At 61.4% G+C, this 17985-nt stretch carries 22 protein-coding genes; 5 read left to right on the top strand and 17 right to left on the bottom strand.

The window, feature by feature from the left end; translation table 11 throughout:
• The first annotated feature begins 129 nt into the window (after positions 1-129).
• From pdhA to ACR0L9_RS05500, 4 genes are read left to right on the top strand one after another with little or no spacing between them, the layout of a single operon-like run.
• Positions 130-1119 carry a pyruvate dehydrogenase (acetyl-transferring) E1 component subunit alpha gene (pdhA, locus tag ACR0L9_RS05515; RefSeq protein ID WP_170396516.1) on the top strand — a complete coding sequence of 330 codons (990 nt, stop codon included), beginning with the start codon at positions 130-132 and terminating at the stop codon, positions 1117-1119.
• Between the two features lie 15 nt (positions 1120-1134).
• A complete protein-coding gene (locus ACR0L9_RS05510; protein WP_480895130.1) occupies positions 1135-2508 on the top strand; it encodes a pyruvate dehydrogenase complex E1 component subunit beta in 1374 nt (457 codons plus the stop codon).
• Positions 2508-2768 carry a hypothetical protein gene (locus ACR0L9_RS05505; RefSeq protein WP_170403080.1) on the top strand — a complete coding sequence of 87 codons (261 nt, stop codon included), beginning with the start codon at positions 2508-2510 and terminating at the stop codon, positions 2766-2768. Before ACR0L9_RS05510 ends, ACR0L9_RS05505 begins: the two co-directional genes overlap by 1 nt.
• A gap of 1 nt (position 2769) precedes the next feature.
• A complete protein-coding gene (locus tag ACR0L9_RS05500) occupies positions 2770-4071 on the top strand; it encodes a pyruvate dehydrogenase complex dihydrolipoamide acetyltransferase (RefSeq protein ID WP_170396510.1) in 1302 nt (433 codons plus the stop codon).
• A 71-nt stretch (positions 4072-4142) separates the two neighbouring features.
• Here ACR0L9_RS05500 and cysE read toward each other — a convergent pair whose 3' ends face one another.
• A complete protein-coding gene (gene cysE / locus ACR0L9_RS05495; RefSeq protein ID WP_170396508.1) occupies positions 4143-4952 on the bottom strand; it encodes a serine O-acetyltransferase in 810 nt (269 codons plus the stop codon).
• Between the two features lie 86 nt (positions 4953-5038).
• Here cysE and ACR0L9_RS05490 point away from each other — a divergent pair, with 86 nt between their 5' ends.
• The gene (locus tag ACR0L9_RS05490) at positions 5039-5377 is read left to right on the top strand and encodes a TraR/DksA C4-type zinc finger protein (protein WP_170396506.1); all 339 of its coding nucleotides are present in this window, start codon (positions 5039-5041) and stop codon (positions 5375-5377) included.
• Here ACR0L9_RS05490 and ACR0L9_RS05485 read toward each other — a convergent pair.
• From ACR0L9_RS05485 to ACR0L9_RS05410, 16 genes are all read right to left on the bottom strand, one after another.
• Positions 5358-5654, bottom strand: a complete 297-nt coding sequence (locus ACR0L9_RS05485; RefSeq protein WP_170403088.1) for a DUF7742 family protein — start codon at positions 5652-5654, stop codon at positions 5358-5360. The genes ACR0L9_RS05490 and ACR0L9_RS05485 overlap by 20 nt on opposite strands.
• A gap of 2 nt (positions 5655-5656) precedes the next feature.
• On the bottom strand, positions 5657-9637 hold the full coding sequence (locus ACR0L9_RS05480) for a baseplate multidomain protein megatron (RefSeq protein WP_480895128.1): 3981 nt from the start codon (positions 9635-9637) through the stop codon (positions 5657-5659).
• Positions 9637-10077, bottom strand: a complete 441-nt coding sequence (locus ACR0L9_RS05475) for an NlpC/P60 family protein (RefSeq protein ID WP_480895126.1) — start codon at positions 10075-10077, stop codon at positions 9637-9639. Before ACR0L9_RS05475 ends, ACR0L9_RS05480 begins: the two co-directional genes overlap by 1 nt.
• A complete protein-coding gene (locus tag ACR0L9_RS05470) occupies positions 10077-10961 on the bottom strand; it encodes a DUF2163 domain-containing protein (protein ID WP_480895125.1) in 885 nt (294 codons plus the stop codon). Before ACR0L9_RS05470 ends, ACR0L9_RS05475 begins: the two co-directional genes overlap by 1 nt.
• Positions 10961-11593: a phage distal tail protein, Rcc01695 family gene (locus ACR0L9_RS05465; protein WP_480895123.1), complete on the bottom strand. Its 633-nt coding sequence runs from the start codon at positions 11591-11593 to the stop codon at positions 10961-10963. Before ACR0L9_RS05465 ends, ACR0L9_RS05470 begins: the two co-directional genes overlap by 1 nt.
• Positions 11594-11605: 12 nt before the next feature.
• Complete coding sequence (locus ACR0L9_RS05460; protein ID WP_480895121.1) at positions 11606-12268, bottom strand: phage tail tape measure protein; 663 nt, start codon at positions 12266-12268, stop codon at positions 11606-11608.
• The gene (locus ACR0L9_RS05455; protein WP_170374019.1) at positions 12255-12464 is read right to left on the bottom strand and encodes a rcc01693 family protein; all 210 of its coding nucleotides are present in this window, start codon (positions 12462-12464) and stop codon (positions 12255-12257) included. The genes ACR0L9_RS05460 and ACR0L9_RS05455 overlap by 14 nt, the downstream gene beginning before the upstream one ends.
• The gene (locus ACR0L9_RS05450) at positions 12461-12775 is read right to left on the bottom strand and encodes a gene transfer agent family protein (protein ID WP_480895119.1); all 315 of its coding nucleotides are present in this window, start codon (positions 12773-12775) and stop codon (positions 12461-12463) included. Before ACR0L9_RS05450 ends, ACR0L9_RS05455 begins: the two co-directional genes overlap by 4 nt.
• Positions 12775-13188, bottom strand: a complete 414-nt coding sequence (locus tag ACR0L9_RS05445; RefSeq protein WP_039536206.1) for a phage major tail protein, TP901-1 family — start codon at positions 13186-13188, stop codon at positions 12775-12777. The genes ACR0L9_RS05450 and ACR0L9_RS05445 overlap by 1 nt, the downstream gene beginning before the upstream one ends.
• 20 nt (positions 13189-13208) lie before the next feature.
• The gene (locus ACR0L9_RS05440) at positions 13209-13622 is read right to left on the bottom strand and encodes a DUF3168 domain-containing protein (RefSeq protein WP_170635226.1); all 414 of its coding nucleotides are present in this window, start codon (positions 13620-13622) and stop codon (positions 13209-13211) included.
• Positions 13619-13957 (bottom strand): head-tail adaptor protein, encoded by a 339-nt coding sequence (locus tag ACR0L9_RS05435; RefSeq protein ID WP_480895117.1) that lies wholly within the window; start codon positions 13955-13957, stop codon positions 13619-13621. Before ACR0L9_RS05435 ends, ACR0L9_RS05440 begins: the two co-directional genes overlap by 4 nt.
• The gene (locus ACR0L9_RS05430) at positions 13954-14553 is read right to left on the bottom strand and encodes a head-tail connector protein (RefSeq protein WP_480895115.1); all 600 of its coding nucleotides are present in this window, start codon (positions 14551-14553) and stop codon (positions 13954-13956) included. Before ACR0L9_RS05430 ends, ACR0L9_RS05435 begins: the two co-directional genes overlap by 4 nt.
• 172 nt (positions 14554-14725) lie before the next feature.
• Positions 14726-15904, bottom strand: a complete 1179-nt coding sequence (locus tag ACR0L9_RS05425; protein ID WP_170512014.1) for a phage major capsid protein — start codon at positions 15902-15904, stop codon at positions 14726-14728.
• Positions 15905-15938: 34 nt separating this feature from the next.
• Positions 15939-16484, bottom strand: coding sequence for an HK97 family phage prohead protease (locus ACR0L9_RS05420; RefSeq protein ID WP_480585373.1), 546 nt, complete (start codon positions 16482-16484; stop codon positions 15939-15941).
• A gap of 26 nt (positions 16485-16510) precedes the next feature.
• On the bottom strand, positions 16511-16729 hold the full coding sequence (locus ACR0L9_RS05415) for a GTA head formation protein, RCAP_rcc01685 family (protein WP_170635229.1): 219 nt from the start codon (positions 16727-16729) through the stop codon (positions 16511-16513).
• The gene (locus tag ACR0L9_RS05410) at positions 16722-17882 is read right to left on the bottom strand and encodes a phage portal protein (RefSeq protein ID WP_480895112.1); all 1161 of its coding nucleotides are present in this window, start codon (positions 17880-17882) and stop codon (positions 16722-16724) included. The genes ACR0L9_RS05415 and ACR0L9_RS05410 overlap by 8 nt, the downstream gene beginning before the upstream one ends.
• Positions 17883-17985: the final 103 nt, after the last annotated feature.

Genomic DNA, 17985 nt, shown 5'->3' with positions numbered 1-17985 from the left:
ATAAGCTGTGGCAGGCCGCAACTCGCGTATCCTGCCCTCGCGTAACATTAGTACTCGCCAGAACGTGTGAAATGCTCTATGAGATAGTTTAACGCTAAACTATCTTGCCGAAAGGGGGAGATCGCCACTATGGCTGCGCGAAAAACCACAAAGAAACCAAATGTTTCTGCGGAAGAACTGACCACATATTACCGCGAGATGCTGCTGATCCGCCGATTCGAGGAAAAGGCAGGTCAACTCTACGGCATGGGTCTGATCGGGGGTTTCTGCCACCTCTACATCGGTCAGGAAGCGGTTGTTGTCGGCCTTGAGGCCGCGGCCAAAGAAGGCGACAAGCGCATCACGTCCTATCGCGATCACGGCCACATGCTGGCCTGTGGAATGGACCCGGGCGGCGTAATGGCCGAATTGACCGGTCGCGAAGGCGGGCTGTCCAAAGGCAAAGGCGGCTCGATGCACATGTTCTCGAAAGAGAAGAATTTCTATGGCGGCCATGGCATCGTCGGCGCACAGGTTCCGCTGGGTGCGGGTTTGGCCTTTGCTGACAAGTATAAAGAGAACGGCGGCGTCACCTTCACCTATTTCGGTGACGGCGCGGCCAACCAGGGTCAGGTCTATGAGACCTTCAATATGGCGGCTCTTTGGGAACTGCCGGTGGTATTCGTGATCGAGAACAACCAGTATGCCATGGGCACCGCGCAAGCACGCTCGACCTCTTCGGCCGACATCTACCACCGCGGTCAAGCCTTCGGAATACCGGGTGAAATGGTGAACGGCATGGATGTGCTGGCCGTCAAAGCCGCAGGTGAAAAAGCGGTCGCCCACTGCCGTGCGGGCAAAGGTCCCTACATCCTCGAGGTGAAAACCTACCGCTATCGCGGCCACTCGATGTCTGACCCGGCCAAGTACCGTACACGCGAAGAGGTTCAGAAGGTCCGCGAACAAAGCGATCCGATCGAACATGTACGCGAGCTGCTGCTAACCGGCAAACACGCGACCGAGGATGACCTGAAGGCGATCGACAAAGAGATCAAAGAGGTCGTCAATCAGGCCGCCGAATTCTCGAAAGAAAGCCCTGAGCCGTCGCTGGACGAGCTCTGGACTGATATCTACGCCTGAGAGGACGAATAAGACATGGCAACCGAAATTCTCATGCCCGCCCTTTCGCCCACGATGGAAGAGGGCACATTGGCCAAGTGGCTGGTCAAGGAAGGCGACACCGTATCCTCGGGCGACATCATGGCCGAGATCGAAACCGACAAGGCTACGATGGAGTTCGAAGCCGTCGATGAAGGCATCGTCGGTAAGATTCTGATCAGCGAGGGCACCGAAGGGGTCAAAGTAAACACCCCTATCGCGATCCTGGTCGAAGATGGTGAAGACGCCTCCGCCCTGCCCGTGGCTGCGCCCGCAGCCGCAGCGGAGGCCGAAGCCGCCCCTGCGGCGGTTGAGGCCCCCGCTCCTGCCGCAGCAGCCCCCGCTGCTCCGGTTGTGGACCAGTCGCCCGATTGGCCTGCCGACGCCGAGATGGCGCAGCAAACCGTCCGCGAAGCCTTGCGCGACGCGATGGCCGAAGAAATGCGCGGCGACGAAGATGTCTATCTGATGGGCGAAGAAGTCGCTGAATATCAGGGCGCCTATAAAATCTCTCAAGGCCTGCTCGATGAATTCGGTGCCAAACGTGTCATCGACACCCCGATCACTGAACACGGCTTCACCGGCATCGCCGTCGGCTCGGCCTTTGGCGGGCTGAAACCGATTGTCGAGTTCATGACCTTCAACTTCGCCATGCAGGCGATTGATCAGATCATCAACTCTGCCGCCAAAACGCTTTATATGTCTGGCGGTCAGATGGGCTGTCCGATTGTATTCCGTGGCCCTAACGGTGCCGCTGCCCGCGTGGCCGCGCAACACTCGCAGGACTACGCCGCATGGTACATGCAGGTGCCAGGTCTCAAAGTGGTGATGCCCTATTCCGCAGCCGATGCCAAAGGTTTGCTGAAATCGGCCATCCGCGACCCGAACCCCGTGGTCTTCCTGGAAAACGAAATCCTCTACGGCCGGTCCTTCGACGTGCCGCAAGTGGATGACCTGACCATCCCGCTGGGCAAGGCCCGCATCTGGCGCGAAGGCTCGGATGTGACCATCGTCAGCTTCGGCATCGGCATGCAATATGCGCTGGAAGCCGCCGACAAGCTGGCCGAAGACGGCATCAGCGCCGAGGTGATCGACCTGCGCACTATCCGCCCGATGGACACCGGCGCGATCATCAACTCGGTGATGAAAACCAACCGTCTTGTGACCGTCGAAGAAGGCTGGCCGCAAGGTTCCGTTGGTAGCTACATCAGCTCGGTGGTCATGCAGGAAGCGTTCGATTATCTCGACGCCCCGGTCATCACCCTCACCGGCAAAGATGTTCCGATGCCATATGCGGCGAACCTCGAAAAGCTGGCGCTGATCACCACCGATGAGGTGATCGCTGCGGTGAAACAGGTGACCTACCGGTAATGGAGATCAGGGGCCGCGATCCAGCAACCGAATGCTACCGTGTCGAGATTGACATCGACAACCGCATCGTGCGGGCGCTTGTACCCGAGCGACTGGCGGCGGATATGCGGTTGATCGGCGCGCGCCCCTCACACCAGACCGCCTATGTCTGGATGGCGGAGAACAAAGACAAAATTGAGGCTGCGATTGCGACACTCGCACGCGGCACCGGGCGCCCCAAGGCGCCCTTTGACCAAATTACTCTGATTGAGGAGCGCTGAAATGCCCACCGAAATCCTGATGCCTGCCCTGTCCCCGACGATGGAGGAAGGCACACTTGCAAAATGGCTCGTCAAGGAAGGCGACACCGTCTCCTCGGGCGATCTGCTGGCCGAAATTGAAACCGACAAGGCAACAATGGAGTTCGAGGCCGTTGACGAAGGCACCGTCGGCAAGATCCTTATTCCTGAGGGAACCGAAGGCGTTAAAGTCAACACCGCCATCGCAGTCCTGCTGGAAGATGGGGAAAGCGCTGATGATATCGGTGCAACGCCAACCGCTGCTCCCGCGGCTGCGCCAGCTGCCGCAGCGGGCAACGAGGCTGCCGCACCGGCGGCACCCGAGGCGCCCGCCCCTGCCCCAGCGGCACCGGCCAAAGCGGATGGCGGTCGTATTTTTGCCTCCCCCCTTGCTCGTCGGATTGCCGCGCAAAAGGGTCTAGATCTGGCTCAAATCTCAGGTTCTGGCCCTCATGGCCGTATCGTCAAAGCCGATGTGGAAAGCGCCACAGCCGCACCTGCAGCGGCACCTGCGCCTGCTGCTGCAGCCGCCCCAACCGCCGCCGCTCCCGCAGGTCCATCGGCGGACGCCGTGGCCAAGATGTACGAAGGCCGCGAATACGAAGAGATCAAACTCGATGGCATGCGCAAGACCATCGCCGCGCGTCTGTCTGAGGCCAAACAGACCATCCCGCATTTCTACCTGCGTCGCGACATTAAGCTGGATGCGCTACTCAAGTTCCGCAGCCAGTTGAACAAGCAGCTCGAAGGCCGGGGTGTGAAGCTCAGCGTCAACGACTTCATCATCAAGGCCGTCGCCAACGCGCTGCAACAGGTGCCCGAGTGCAATGCCGTCTGGGCGGGTGACCGGGTTCTGCAACTGAAACCTTCGGATGTAGCTGTTGCCGTCGCCATCGAGGGCGGTCTGTTCACTCCGGTCCTGCAAGATGCCGACACCAAATCGCTGTCGGCGCTGTCGACCGAGATGAAAGACCTCGCCGGACGCGCCCGCGAGCGCAAGCTGGCCCCGCACGAGTACCAAGGCGGTACTTTCGCAGTCTCAAACCTCGGAATGTTCGGCATCGACAATTTCGATGCCATCGTGAACCCGCCGCACGCAGGCATCCTCGCAGTCGGCACCGGCCTCAAGAAACCAATCGTGGGTGACGACGGAGAATTGACAGTCGCCACCGTCATGTCCGTCACCATGTCGGTCGATCACCGGGTCATCGACGGCGCGCTTGGCGCTCAGCTGCTGCAAGCCATCGTCGACAACCTGGAAAATCCGATGGTCATGTTGGCCTAAGCTCAGAAGATCATGCACAAAAAAGGCCGCCTCGAACCCCAAGGCGGCCTTTTTCGTCTATTCACTCCGAATTACTGGTCTTTCCCCAGCATATGATCCATCGAGATTGACGGCTGATCGCACCCGGCCTCGCCCACGATCTTGGCGGGAATGCCAGCGACCGTCGTGCACGGTGGCACTTCCTGCAGCACCACTGATCCGGCTGCGATACGGCTGCAATGGCCAACCTCAATATTGCCCAGAACCTTAGCACCCGCGCCGATCAGAACGCCGTCACCAATGGTTGGATGGCGCTGTTCTTCTTCCTTGCCGGTTCCGCCCAGCGTCACCGAATGCAGCATCGAAACATTGTCCCCAACCACAGCGGTTTCACCGATCACGATAGAATGGGCATGGTCGATCATGATGCCTTTACCGATGCGGGCAGCTGGATGGATATCAATGCCGAATATCTCGGAAGATCGCATCTGGAAGAAATACGCCAGATCATGGCGCCCCTTGTTCCAAAGCCAGTGGGCCACGCGATAAGCCTGCATCGCCTGATACCCTTTGAAATAAAGGATCGGTTGCAGCAGGCGGTGGCAGGCCGGATCGCGTTCATAAACAGCCATCAGGTCCGCGCGCGCGGCTTCAATCAACGCTTTGTCGTCAGCATAGGCCTCATCCACGATCTCACGCAGTACCATCATCGACATCTCATTCGAGCATAGCTTGGCCGAGATGCGATAGGACAATGCCCTCTCAAGACTGCGGTGATGTAAGATACAGGCGTGTACCAACCCGCCCATCAGCGGCTCTTTCTCAACGGCTGCATGGGCTTCCGAGGTGATGCGGTCCCAAACCGGGTCCACAGGTGTCACTTGGCTGCGCGTTTCGAACATGGCTTTTCATCCTTTGCTGCGCTTAGAATAGCCATCTAGTCGTAAAATTACCAAACGCAAACCCTTGATATGCACTACAACAAAAAATGAACTCAGCCGATCTGGACCATTTTCGGAAGCTTATTCACCAGCGCCTTCGCGATCTGGCCGCGCAATCCGCCGCCGGTCAGGATGCGCAATCAGTTGTGGAGCTGGATCAACAGGCAGTGGGTCGGCTCAGCCGGATGGATGCGTTGCAAAATCAAGCAATGGCCAAGGCGCAACAGGCCCGGCGCGATACCGAAACGCATCGGCTTCGGGCCGCGCTGAACCGGATGGACGAAGACGAATTCGGCTATTGCGAAGATTGCGGCGAGGAAATAGCGCACGGAAGGCTAGAGCTGGACCTTGCCGCCTCAAAATGTGTCAGCTGCGCATCTGGCTGATTTGGAACCGGATCAGTTTTCGCAGAACCATCTCGAAACATTGGCAATATTGCAGATCGTCGAAATTTGGCTCGTCTGCCAAGGGCCGGCAGCGCGCGGCTGCCATCAACGAGCCATTTCCATAAACAGGATGCAACCGCCCTGTTCTGGCGACATGTCGATCCGCCAGTTCGGCCTCAGCAATCAGGAGGGTGCTTATCCTATCGCGGTCGGTTCGCGGCGCGGCCAGCAAAGCCCGCGCCGCCGCGCTGAGATCTCCGTGCAGGACTGGCCGCACGGCTAGCCGACCGAAAGGCGCGCAAACGCCCCGGGTCCGTAGGTAGCCGAAACCTGCGCGACTGCGATATCGTAGGGTCCGGCCAGCCCGTCATCGGCTTTCATCGCGGCAGAATACTGCCAAACCGGATCACTGGTGACAGTTTCGCGCAACAAAGCACCCTCAGTGAAGACGCGGATCAGATAGGATTCGCTTTCTTCGCCCAGAGGCACATCCAATGCGCTCCAGTCATCGCCATCAATCCGGGTGCGGCGCACCCACGAGATCTTGTCCCCGGTAGCCGACGCAGAAGCCTGCAAATGCACTGGCGCATAAGGTCTCAGCCCATTGCCATCGAACGCTTCAACCAGATGCACATATGCCGGGTCCTCGTAGCCGCGCGTTGCAGGGCCGATACGGTAATGCTTGGCCACGCGGCGTTCGGTGCGCAGCAACCCGGTCTGATAAACACGTTCATCCAGTAGGACAAAGGTAGACGCTTCAGGCCAGACATCCGGCATCAGGGCATCCGTACCCAGCTGACCACGCAAGCGGCCTGACAAATTGTAAACGCCAGTCTCCTGCAAGACCGCATCCGAGAACTGGAACACTTCCCAATTGCCCGGTGTTCCGTCACCGATGGCAGCCAGATTGGCACCACTCAGCAACGCCGAGCGTGGACGCGACTCCAAAACGCCATCGATCAGGTTGACACGCAACGCGGCCCCTTCGTCCCAGATCCCAGCGCGTGCGCGTCGCAGGGGTGTTTCGGTGAAGCCAATCACCGCCTGCCCCGCGATCACTTGATGCAAGGTATAGTCCTCATCCTGTGCAGCCGAATAGACAGCCACGTTACTGGGCCAGGGCTCGGCCGATATCGCCAGATACGGCGCATGGGGCGCCTCGGATCCAGTGATCAGCGGCAGGTCCATGAACACCGGCAGAACTGGCACCGGAGCAATGAATGGCTTGGCTGCCGCCACATCATCCAAAACATCGGACGGGGTATAAACTCCGGGTTCAATCCGCACCGCATCCGCCAATTGCATCTCGGCCTGTTCCAGCCGGTCGATCCGATATAGCGTTCCGTCCCCGCCATCCGGCAAACGCACCACATCGCCGGCCCCGACATGCAGCAGCGAGGGCGGCAGAGCAAATCGCACAGTCTCGCGCGAGATGCGGGACTCGCTTAGCCAGCGCTCGACCGTCTGACGCCCTTCGGCGCGAGTCATCGACAATGGCATTTCGTTGACGGCGACCGAATGGGTTCTGTCATCAGGCAAGACGGCCTCTTCCGCGACAACATCATGGTCCGCATCCGACTGGACGAACCGCAGACGCACACGCCCGGTCATCTCGGCCTCAGCCTCGCGGCGATGTTCCACTGGCCCGTCGATATCCGCGCTGATGGCGATCTGCTCGGGGTCAATGTCAACGGCCCGACGCCCGTCGCGGGTTCTGAACTTCAGCACCCCGTCCCGCTCGATCGCGTCGAACCCATAGCGCAGCATCAGCGGCTGCAAGGCCTGCCGAGCATTCATTACGTCCTCAACCGCGTAACCGCGTACCACGCCGTAGAGCTCGGACACATCAATCGCCGTCACCCCTGCCTCATGGCAGATTTCTGTCACGACCGAGGCCAGAGTCCGCGACCCGGATCGCCCGTTCAGCCAATGCCCACGTGCATAGTTATCGCCGTCCGACCACTGCGACCGCAGGTTCGGGAAAGTCGGGAACGGACGCGCATCCCAAGCCCAGACAAAGGCGTTCGACAGGTCCACCATCGGGCCGTCATAGATATCTGAAACCGGGTTGATCTCAGCATCACCCCAATAGCCAAGGACGGCCCGAAGGTACTGAACCATGATAAAATCATCCCGTACCCCGTTGGAATACCGCGGCAAATTTGATTCAGACGACTTTGGGTCCAAGAATTTGTTCGGCTGGTTCGTGCCCTTGTCGATAGCCGCGCAGCCCAGTTCGGTGAACCAGATTGGCTTGGACCCCGGAACCCAACCCGTGGGTGTTTGCTGCCGCACGCCCCCGATCCGCTCATGATGTCGGTTCGCCCACCAGTTGCGCAGGTCCTTGTACCGCCAGACCCACGGCTCGCCATGATCGTCATCAGTGATCGGGCTTCGGATCTGCGCTTCGGCTTCCTCGGGTGACGCATAGTACCAATCATACCCCTCGCCACCTTCGATATTGCCGCGCAGATAGTCCAGATCGTAGATCGACCCATTCGACACCTCAGCGTCCAGATGCGAGCCCCCATCCCGCCAGTCGGACAGCGGCATATAGTTGTCGATGCCGACAAAATCTATGTTCTCATCGGCCCAAAGCGGGTCGAGGTGGAAATACCGGTCTCCGGTGCCGTCTTGCGGCTGATACCCGAAATACTCGGTCCAGTCTGCGGCATAGCCGACCTTAGTTTCCGGCCCCAATATCGCGCGCACTTCCGCGGCCAGAGACCGCAGCTCCGCAACTGCAGCGAAGCCAGACGCGCCGCGGATTTGCGTTAGCCCGCGCATCTCGGACCCGATGCAGAAGGACTCCACGCCGCCCGCCGCCTTGCAAAGGGCCGCATAGTGCAGAATGAACCGCCGTAATCCCCATTCACTTGGGCCGCGATAGGTCACTTTGCTGCCGCTGGTCGAGAAATGTGACGCGCGCGCCGTACCAAAGAACGCCGCCACCTGCGCATCCGCATAGGCAGTTTGATCCGGCGAGCCTGGCCGCCCCGGAGCAACATCCAAAGTGATCCGCCCACGCCAAGGCAAATGCGGCTGATCCGGCGCATCGGACCACGGATCAGGCAGGCCGTTGCCCTCTGATTGCTCCATCAAAATAAACGGATAAAACATAACCCGTTTGCCCGAGTTCTTCAGGTGCCGGATCGCCTGCACTACGGCCGCATCGGCCGGTGTGCCGCCATAAACCGGACGCCCATCCTGCCATTTCACCTGCCCCGCCGCAGTTCGGGACAGACCTGAAACACTCCAGGGCATGTTTGCGCCCTCGATATTCTTGCGTTCAACCTTGGGGCGGATCTGGCATTCTCCGCAGCGCAAATCATCGCCGAACCACGACACGATCAACGAAGCCGCCTCGCAGCCCGGCAATTCCTGGCTGAGCGCCCGCGTCGAGGTCACCAGATCGGACTTGCCCGATGGTGAATTGACATTCGCCGCCCAACTGCGCCCCCGGCCCTTGGTGTAATTAACCTGAGATGAAGCCAGTGCGTATTCACCCGTACCCGGCATCAAGGCCACCCCCTTGATGATCCGTGACAGCCCGTCCTCGGCATCCGGCATCTCGTCTTGTTCCTGCCGCACCACCTCGAACGAGAATTGCGGCACGCGGTTGCCAAAGGGGCCCAGCGCCAGATCTTCGATCACCACATAAGCCGTGCCGCGATAGGCGGGCACCGTGCCTGCCCCTTCCACCGCTTCAATCAGCGGGTCGGGCAATTGCTCGTGATCGCCGCGATATATCCGCATGTTCAGCGTTCGGCGCTCGACCTCTTCACCATCGGCCCAGACACGCGTGATATCCGCAACCTGTCCCGCGCCCACCGCAATCGCCAGAGACACCGAATAGCTGTAGCTATGCGTGGTTGTTGTTGTCGTCACTTCAACGGGCTTGGGTTTCCCCTTGCCTCCACCGCCACCGCCTGATGTTTGCGTCGTCGTCGAGGTCGATCGGGTTTCCAGAAAGTCCGAGGCCCAGATGACCTGTCCTCCAACTCGCATCCGGCCGTAGACCGTCGCGACGGTCGCACCCTCACCGGTTTCGGTGAGACGGAAACGATCCAGACGCCCGGTCTCGACCACCTCGCTGCCGCCGCCCATTACGGATTGGCTGGCCATCAACCGGTTGTCGATCACCCGCCCCAGCGTCGCCCCGACCGCGCGGCCAATCACCGCCGTTGACAGGCCCGCAACCGAGCCCCCGATCGAACCACCTATTGCCGCACCTGCAGCAGACAGAACTATTGTGGCCATCAGAAATCCTCCAGCGGGAATTCGAAACAAGCGACCACGCGGCGACGCCAAGGCTCGCTCAGCGTGTTTTCAACAACACCATGCCCGGAATAGGCGTGGATGAATCGCATCGGGTCTTGGGCGCTGACGATGCCCAGATGCTTTGCCACTGCCGCATCCCGCATCCGAAACAGCAATACATCCCCCGGGGCCAAATCATCGGGCGATTTCTCGACTAGATGGCGACGGGCTGCGGCCCACATGCGTTCCTCACCCTGCGGCTCGGACCAATCCATGCTGTAGACCGGCACCGCCTCGGGCTCATGCCCCATCACCGCGCGCCAAACGCCCCGCAGTAAGCCGAGACAATCGGCGCCTGCACCCCGAACAGAGGCCTGATGAACATAAGGTGTGCCCAGCCATCCGCGCGCTTCGTCCACGATATCTTGTTTTGTCCGCATCACCGCCTGCTTCCCCCTTTGTGTTGACTACTGCGCTTGGGTACGGCCATGACCCAATCCTCGTGCGGCAGGTCAGGGAAGCCCTGAAAATTCAGCATGTTGTTGAACTTCAGTCGGCAAGTGGTCATACGCTTGTCACACCCGGCGGTCAGCTGGACCCGATCCCCAACCGCCAGCCCGCCGCCAATCGCCGACCACAGCGTGACATCGCGGCCATCTCTGACCTGTTCATCCAGCTTGATCGAGGCCCACAGGCCCTGCGTAGCCCCGTCCAGCACATCCAGCCTGCCGCGTTCAAACCAACCCGCATCAGAACTCTCCGCGCCCTGCAAACGCAAAGCCGCGCCGTCCAGCGCTACAATTTCAGCCTCAGCGCGATAACCCGGCGTCTCCAGGGCAAAGCGGCACGCCTTATCCCCCAACACTGCCGTACAGGGCTTCTGATAAATCCGCCCTAAAGGCCGGTTCAGCAGATCTGTCAACCCGCGCAATTCCGCATGAAACGCCCCGCCAGCGCGACGCAACTCACCAATCGAACCACGAAACTGCAGCATCCGCTGCTCAGGATCAGCCCAATTGACCAGCCAGGCCCGCACCTCGGCCCCATCAAAGCGCCCCGCCTCAATATCCTCTTCCCGGACCGAGGCATCAGACAGCGCGCCCATCGCCTCGGTATTATCGATCGATAGGCCGGTTGCCTGCTCGATGGCCGCAGCGGTCAGACCGGTGCTGGCTTTGAACACCAGCCCGTCAAAGCGCAACTCCATATCGTGATCCGTGAAGCCATAGACCTGCCCGTCGCTGCGCGTGATTGCCCAGCAACGACAGGTGGTGGTCAGTCCGCTTTGCAAATGCGCCTGCAGCGCCTGTTTGTCCCCGCTCATCAGACCCGCACCTCGACCACCGGTACGTTCGGGACGTCACCGGCCTGAAAGCTGGCCACGCTGGTCTGGATCTTGTCGGCGTCGAACCGTACCGGAACGTCGAACTCAAACCCGGCTGTAATCTCGACCTGCTCAGGCGGCGGGGCCGAGAACATCACGCGCCCGGTCGCAAGATCAACCTCGAAATCCACGCCCTCACGCTGCGCGTCCTGATCCAGCCCCAGTGTCACAGTGCCCAGTACCGGCTTCAGGATTGGTCGCACATAGCTGAACCCGCCCGAGCTGTAGGTCTTGACCAGTTGAAACCCGGTCGTCTCACCATCTCCGCGCGCAATCACCTGATCGCCCTTGTCGACCTCTGCCGTTGCCGCGCCCGACTTGAAATCCGACCAGTCCTTCCAGCGGAACCCGAACATCTGCCCCTGCCGCGCCTCAAAAAACGAGATCAGCGTCTCGATATCGTCCAGCGACCGCATCCCCAGACCCGCATCATAGCGCCTGCGCGAATGCGCCCAGGGCGTGTTGCGTTCCTCAAACCCGTTGGCCAGCGTCACGATATCCGTGCGCCGTTCCGGCCCACCGACCGAGCCGAAGCTCAGGCTGGCCGGAAATCTCACCTCGTGGAAATTCATCGCCTGCTCCCCTTATCTGTTGCGATTGCCACGGCCCAAGGCGCGGCTCATCTGCGCCGCGATCTGACCCTGCGAGCGGCGGAATCCCTGCACATCGGGTGTGGAGATATTCATCACCACATTCACCGCCCGGCCCCCGCCTTGTGTCCGCACGCCCAGCTTGCCATCGGCGCCGCGCGCCAGCGGCATGATCGCCTCAGGCCCCGCCTCACCCATCAGCCCGGTGCCACCGCGCATCGGGAACATAGTCGGGCTGCTGACAATGCCACCATTGGCAAACGGCATCACCCTGCCTTGGGAAAAACTGCCGCCATCGGCAAACGGCAAAATACCCTGCACCAAACCGCCCACCCCATTGGCAAGCATCCCGCCAAAGTGATCCGTTACCGGCTTGATCGCCGCCGAATAGGCCGTGCGGATCATCGAATTCTTCAGCACATCCAGCGCGCCCGACAGGTTCATCCCATCCAGCACCACGCCATCAAAAGCTTTACGCAAACCGCCGGACATACCGCGCTCCAGCGTGGCCACATCTTTGCTGGTCTCTTCAAACGCTGCCTTGATCCGCCGCATCTGACCATCAAAGGCCGAAGCCATCGTGGCGGCATCCCCAAGCGCGTCGCCCAGCGCCTCCCCCCGCTCCTGCAGGTCGTCAAAACCTTCACGATCCGTCATCACGCTCTCCTTGTGTCTTGTCCGGATAGGCCGCCAGCAAGGCATCCAGGCCCGCCCGGTTCATCGCAGGCATCCCCGCTCCCTGCCCCAGCATCAGCCGCAGCTCGGCCGGGGTCAGACGCCAGAACTGATCCGGCGTCAGGCGCAGGCCGAGAAACCCGGCCCGCATCAACACGGGCCAGTCGAACCCGCTCACTCAGGCACCATGAAGGCGCGCGCCAGCAGTTCTGCCGCTGCCTTGGCCCCCGCCATCGGCCCGCCCGCGATCTCGGCGTGCAGCAGATCATCGCGGGTGACCTCGGCCCCACCGCCGCGCAGCCCGGCAACAAGCAAGGCCAGCACATCGCTGCTGGAATAGGCCCCGCCCTCAAACCGCTGCACCAATTCCACCAGAGACCCGGCCTGCAGCTCTTGTTCCAATTCCGCCAAAGCACCCAATGTCAGCTTGAGCACCCGCTGCTCCCCATCGATGGTCAGCGCCACCTCGCCCGTCCACGGATTGGCCATCAGAGCGCCGTAAAGCTCAGCGCACCGGCGCTTGCCATGCTCATCTCATAGGTCGCCTCACCGTTATGCGAACCCGCATATTCGATGCTGCTGACCTGAAACGGGCCTTCGACGATGCCGAAATCGGGGATGATCACCTGAAAACCAGGCGTCTCGCCGTCAAAGAACAGCTGACGCGCGCGCTCATCTGTGCCTTCATCCTTGAACACGCCCGAGCCCGAAATCGCGGCCGATTTGACCCCGGCCCCCGACAGCAACTCGCGCCACCCGCCCTGACTTTCCAGGCTGGTCACATCCACACTTTCCGCGTTGAAACTGATCCGCGTGGCGCGCAGGCCCGCGATGGTCTCGAACAGGCCGGTGCCGTTCATATCCACTTTGACCAAAAGGTCTTTTCCGTTCTGGGCAGCCATATGCTCTCTCCGTTGATTGCTTAGTCGTCTTCCACGCGGGCGCGGAATCTCAGATCGATCTGGCGGATCGCGCCGCCAGTTCCCGTGCGCCGGGCGCTAGCGCGTTCGAACCACAGCCCCACCAGATGGCCCCGGTCCAAGCTCAGCGCCGCACCTTCCAGCGCGTCACACACCGCGCCCGCCAATGTCTTGGCCGCACTGAAGCCCGCCGCCTCGGACACCACCGAAACCGTGAACCGGTGCAATGCGCCCGCCCCGGATCGGTCCGAGGCGTCCCGCACCTCCTCCGGTCCCAGCGTCACATAGGTCTGAGGCAGCACTCCCGATGGCACCGCGTCATAGATCGCACCGCCTGACAGGGTGCTTACCTGCGCATCCCCCAAAAGCTGTTGAAACACGGCCGCCTGCAACGCGGCTGCAACGCCATAGCTCATGCCGCCACCTCTTCATCTGCGAAACAGGTCAGGTACTGGCCGCGTCCATCACGCTCGGCCACCGCGCGGATGACAAACCGGCGCGCTCCTTCTGCAAACCGCTGATCCGGCGCAGGCCGCAACGAGGACCCCTCGGGCGCGCCGCGCACCACGATCCGATACCCAACCCGCGACACCGAGGCGCCACCGACCGCGCGTTCCGCACCGCTGCGTGCCGTCACCTCGGCCCAAAGCAAACCCAGCGCAGCCCATGTCTCGGTATAGCCGCCCGCACCATCGGCACTACGGATCGGAGCCTCCAGCACCAGCTTGCGGTTCAGTCGCGGCGCGCTCATTGCGTCACCCCTGCACCGAAGCGCACCGTGCGATAACGTTGGATCAGGCTGGTCACGCCAAAGGGCATGCACCCCGCGCCCAGCGCCGTCTCATCGCGATACTCGTAGTAATGCGCCGCCAGCAGCAGCACCGCTTGCCCCAGATCAGCGGGCAGCCCGCCCCAATCCGCAGCCATTCCAGCCGTGAAAACAATCTTAGCCGAACCACCGATCTGCACCTTGGGCAAACAAGACCCCGCCGGACGCAACCGAGGGCGCTGCGCATCGCGCTCCAGCCGGAAGGTCGCCGAATCCAACGCGGTCTCGGCCCCAGCCGCATCCGTCAGCGTCACAGCGCCAATTGCACCCACAGGTGCCACTGGCAGCACCTCGCCCGCCGTGTCGCGCCAACCGTTCAGGCTCCACGAGAAATCCCGTTCGATCAGCACCTTACCGGTGCGCGCCTCAATCGCTGCAATGGCCGCACGCAGAAAGCCATTCAACACCTCGTCTTGCACATTGCCCTCGGCAAAGCCCGTGCCCAGCCGCAGATGCGCCTTGAACTGATCCACCGGCAGCGCCGCATCCGCGATGGCGGTTTCTTCGATCAACATCATCCATTCACTCCGCAATCTCGGACCCCTCCGGGGCCGTATCCTTGGAAAATGACGGGCACGCGCCGCCCCACGTTGCTCGGACGGAGGGGAGCAGCTAGACAACGCGGGGGATCTCACCCCGGCCCGCGCCCGCCGCCCGAGGGGCCTTGCAGCCCCCCGGATCCGCCACCGCTTAGGCGATGCCGAATTTCAGCAGTTTGATTGCAGCAAAATCGCTCACATCACCGCCCACGCGCTTGGTCGCGTAGAACAGGACATGCGGCTTGGCGCTGAACGGATCGCGCAGCACCCGCAGATCGGGACGTTCGGCTATGGTGTAGCCCGACTGGAAGTCACCGAAGGCGATCGAGTAGCTGTCGGTTGCCGCATCCGGCATGTCCTCGGCAATCAGCACCGGATAGCCCATCAGACGCGCAGGCTCACCAGCGGCTAGGCCATCCGACCAAAGGAAGCGGCCATCGCTGTCCTTCAGCTTGCGGATCAGACCCGCGGTTTTCGAGTTCATCACGAAAGTGCCGTTCACCCGGTACTGCGCGCCCAGCGCATAGACCACGTCCACAATCGCATCCGCATCGACGCCACCATCAATGCCCGACGCGACATAACCCAGGCTATCCCAGCCCCAACTGCCGTTTTCCATCGTGCGGTGGGTCAGGATACCCTTGGGCTTGTCCACACCATCACCGTTGATGAACGCAGCCGCCTCGGCGCGCGCAAACTTGTCAGCGATGCGACCGGCCAGCCAGCCTTCGACGTCAAACGCACTGTCATCCAACAGACGCTGCGACGCCTTGGGCAGCGCGCTCAGCTCGTGCAGCGGGATCGAAATCCGATCAATCGATGGGGCCGAGGTCTCAGCCGTGGCCGAGTTCTCATCCGCCCAACCCGCGCCCACATCGGTGTGGTCGATCAGCACATCGAACGAGTTCGCCTCGACATTCACAACTGACGCAATCGAACGGATCGAAGCGGTCGAATTCAACACCGACTTGATCATCTCAGCCGTCTGCGGATCGACCAGATAGCCACCGTCGCTGTTCACCGCCGTCGAAAGCGACTTGGCCTCGATCTCCAGCCCGCGCAGCCCATCATCTTCGCCCGAACGCACATAGGCATCGAATGCCTTCTGATGCGGGGCGCCTTCTTCGATCGATGCCGCAAGGTGCGGACGCGCCGCGATGGTTGATTTACGATCCAGCATGGTCAGTCGCTCTTCTGTCTGTTGCAGTTTGATTTTAACTTCAGCCTTCAGGCCCTTGAATTCATTCACGAAGCCAGCCATCGCCTGCTTCACCTCCTGAACCAGGGGCGCACCCTCTCCGGTCAAGGCCGGGGTCTCGGTCTTGCTCATCAGCACTTCCTTTTTGGGTGGGTATTGAGGCGCGCTAGGTCCGCGCCAGCTCCTGCCGGGCGTCGTTGAACACCTCGGCAATACTGCGCCAGGTGTTTTCAACGTCGGGCTCAACGCCCTTCGCCGCCACCCGCGCACTGGGCAGCATCGGGAAGGTCACCAGCGACACCTCCCATAGCTCCAGTTCCGTCAGGACCCGCTGGCCCTTGTCATTCTTCACGGCCCGCTTGGTGCGATAGCCTATCGACAGGCCATCCATAGCGCCCGCCCGGATCAACTCGGCCGCCTCACGGCCCTTTTGCGTGCTCTCCAGCAGACGCCCCTTGACCCACAGGCCCTTGTCGTCCTCGCGCACCTCGTCCCAGACGCCGATTGGCTGCGCCGGATCGTGCTGCCACAGCATCTTGACCCGCTGACCCGCCTTGGACAGCCCGTCAAGCGAGCCCCTATACGCCCCGCGCTGCACCACATCGCTGCCCTGATCGACCTGCCCGAACAGGCTGGCATACCCTTCGATCACCGCATCGTCGGTCACCGACAAGCTGTCTCCGAACTGTGCGAATTTATGCTCCAAATCCATGAACTTCTCCATGTAACCCACTGACATTACGGCGCTACCACCAGTAACGACTGAAACGCCTGCGCCAAAATCACCGCCGCCACGCCGTAAACCGTCAGCCACAACCGCTTCTCCAGTCGCTCCATCATCTCTTCGATCTGATCCAGCCGCCGACACAGGTGGGCGTGCTGGATCTCGGCCACCCGCTCATGCGCGGCCAGACGCAGGCCCGGCGCGCAGTCGAACGGAGGATACCCGTCACCCATCGCCACGCTCCGGCAGCCCCAGCAACGCACGTTTTTCCGCATCCGTCAGGAAATCGGCACCGTTGACCCGCGCCCATTGCGCATCGCGTTCCGCCGACAGCGCGGGCACCTGATCCAGATCCGGCTTCAGCACCAAATCCTCACCCGAAAAGCCCGCCAGCCACTCGGACATCGCCGCCGCCACCCGCGTCACCAGAGGCAATACGGTCAGGCGATAAAACGCCCGGTTGGCCTCCTGATAGTTCGAATAGGTCGCGTCGCCTTGTATCCCCAGCAGCATCGGCGGGACCCCAAATGCCAGCGCGATCTCGCGGGCGGCGGCTTCCTTGGTCTTTTGAAACTCCATATCGGACGGAGAGAACCCCATCGGCTTCCAATCCAAGCCCCCTTCCAGAACCATCGGACGGCCCGCATTCCGCGCCCCGCGATAGTTCTGCTCGATCTCATCCGACAGTCGCCGGAACTGATCTTCGGCCATCACCCCATGACCATCACCCTTCCACACCAACGCCCCCGAAGGCCGCGCCGCATTGTCCAACAGCGATTTCGACCAGCGAGACGCGCTGTTATGCACATCAATCGCCATCGCCGCCGCTTGCATGGGCGAAAATCCGTAATGGTCATCCTGCGGATGGAACGACTTGATATGGCAGATATTTTCCGCCTCAAACCGGTGCTTCTTGCCGCCCACCGCATAGTCATAGGCCTTGGGCCACCCATCAGCCCCCGGCACCACGCTCATCCGGTCCGAGCGCAAGACATGCAGCTCAACCGGCAGCCCTTCCTCGGCCTGCACCGCCTCAACATAAGCATTGCCCGACAGCAACAACTGCCCAAACAGAGCTTCCATCAACTCCGCCCGCCCCTGCGCCGCATTCGGACGGCGCATCAGAGACAGGATCGGATGGGTATCATAGCGCTGCGCCTGATCCTGCAGCACCAGTGGCAAGGCCGCCGCCGCCTCGGCAATCAGTTTTACCGAGCGAAACCCCACCGGGTTCCCCGAAAATCCCGTCCGCGTCAGCGACACCGCATCCCGAGGGCTCCACGCCACGCGCCCGCCCGTCTGCCACGCCACCACAGGCCCCGCCGCGCTTGCCTTCGCCTCAGGTGCCTCGCCAGCCGATCCACGACGCAAGAAATCGAATACCATCTGTGCTCCTTTCTGCCGCCGCACTGCCCGGCTTGTTGAAAGGAGTTATGGCGGAAAGAAGTTTAGGGCTTGGGAACAGGGCGTACGGGAGTTGGGCAACGCG

The sequence above is a fragment of the Ruegeria sp. I3 genome (assembly GCF_056532525.1).
Note: the sequence above shows the minus strand (reverse complement) of the source record. Positions and strands in the feature narration are given on the sequence as shown.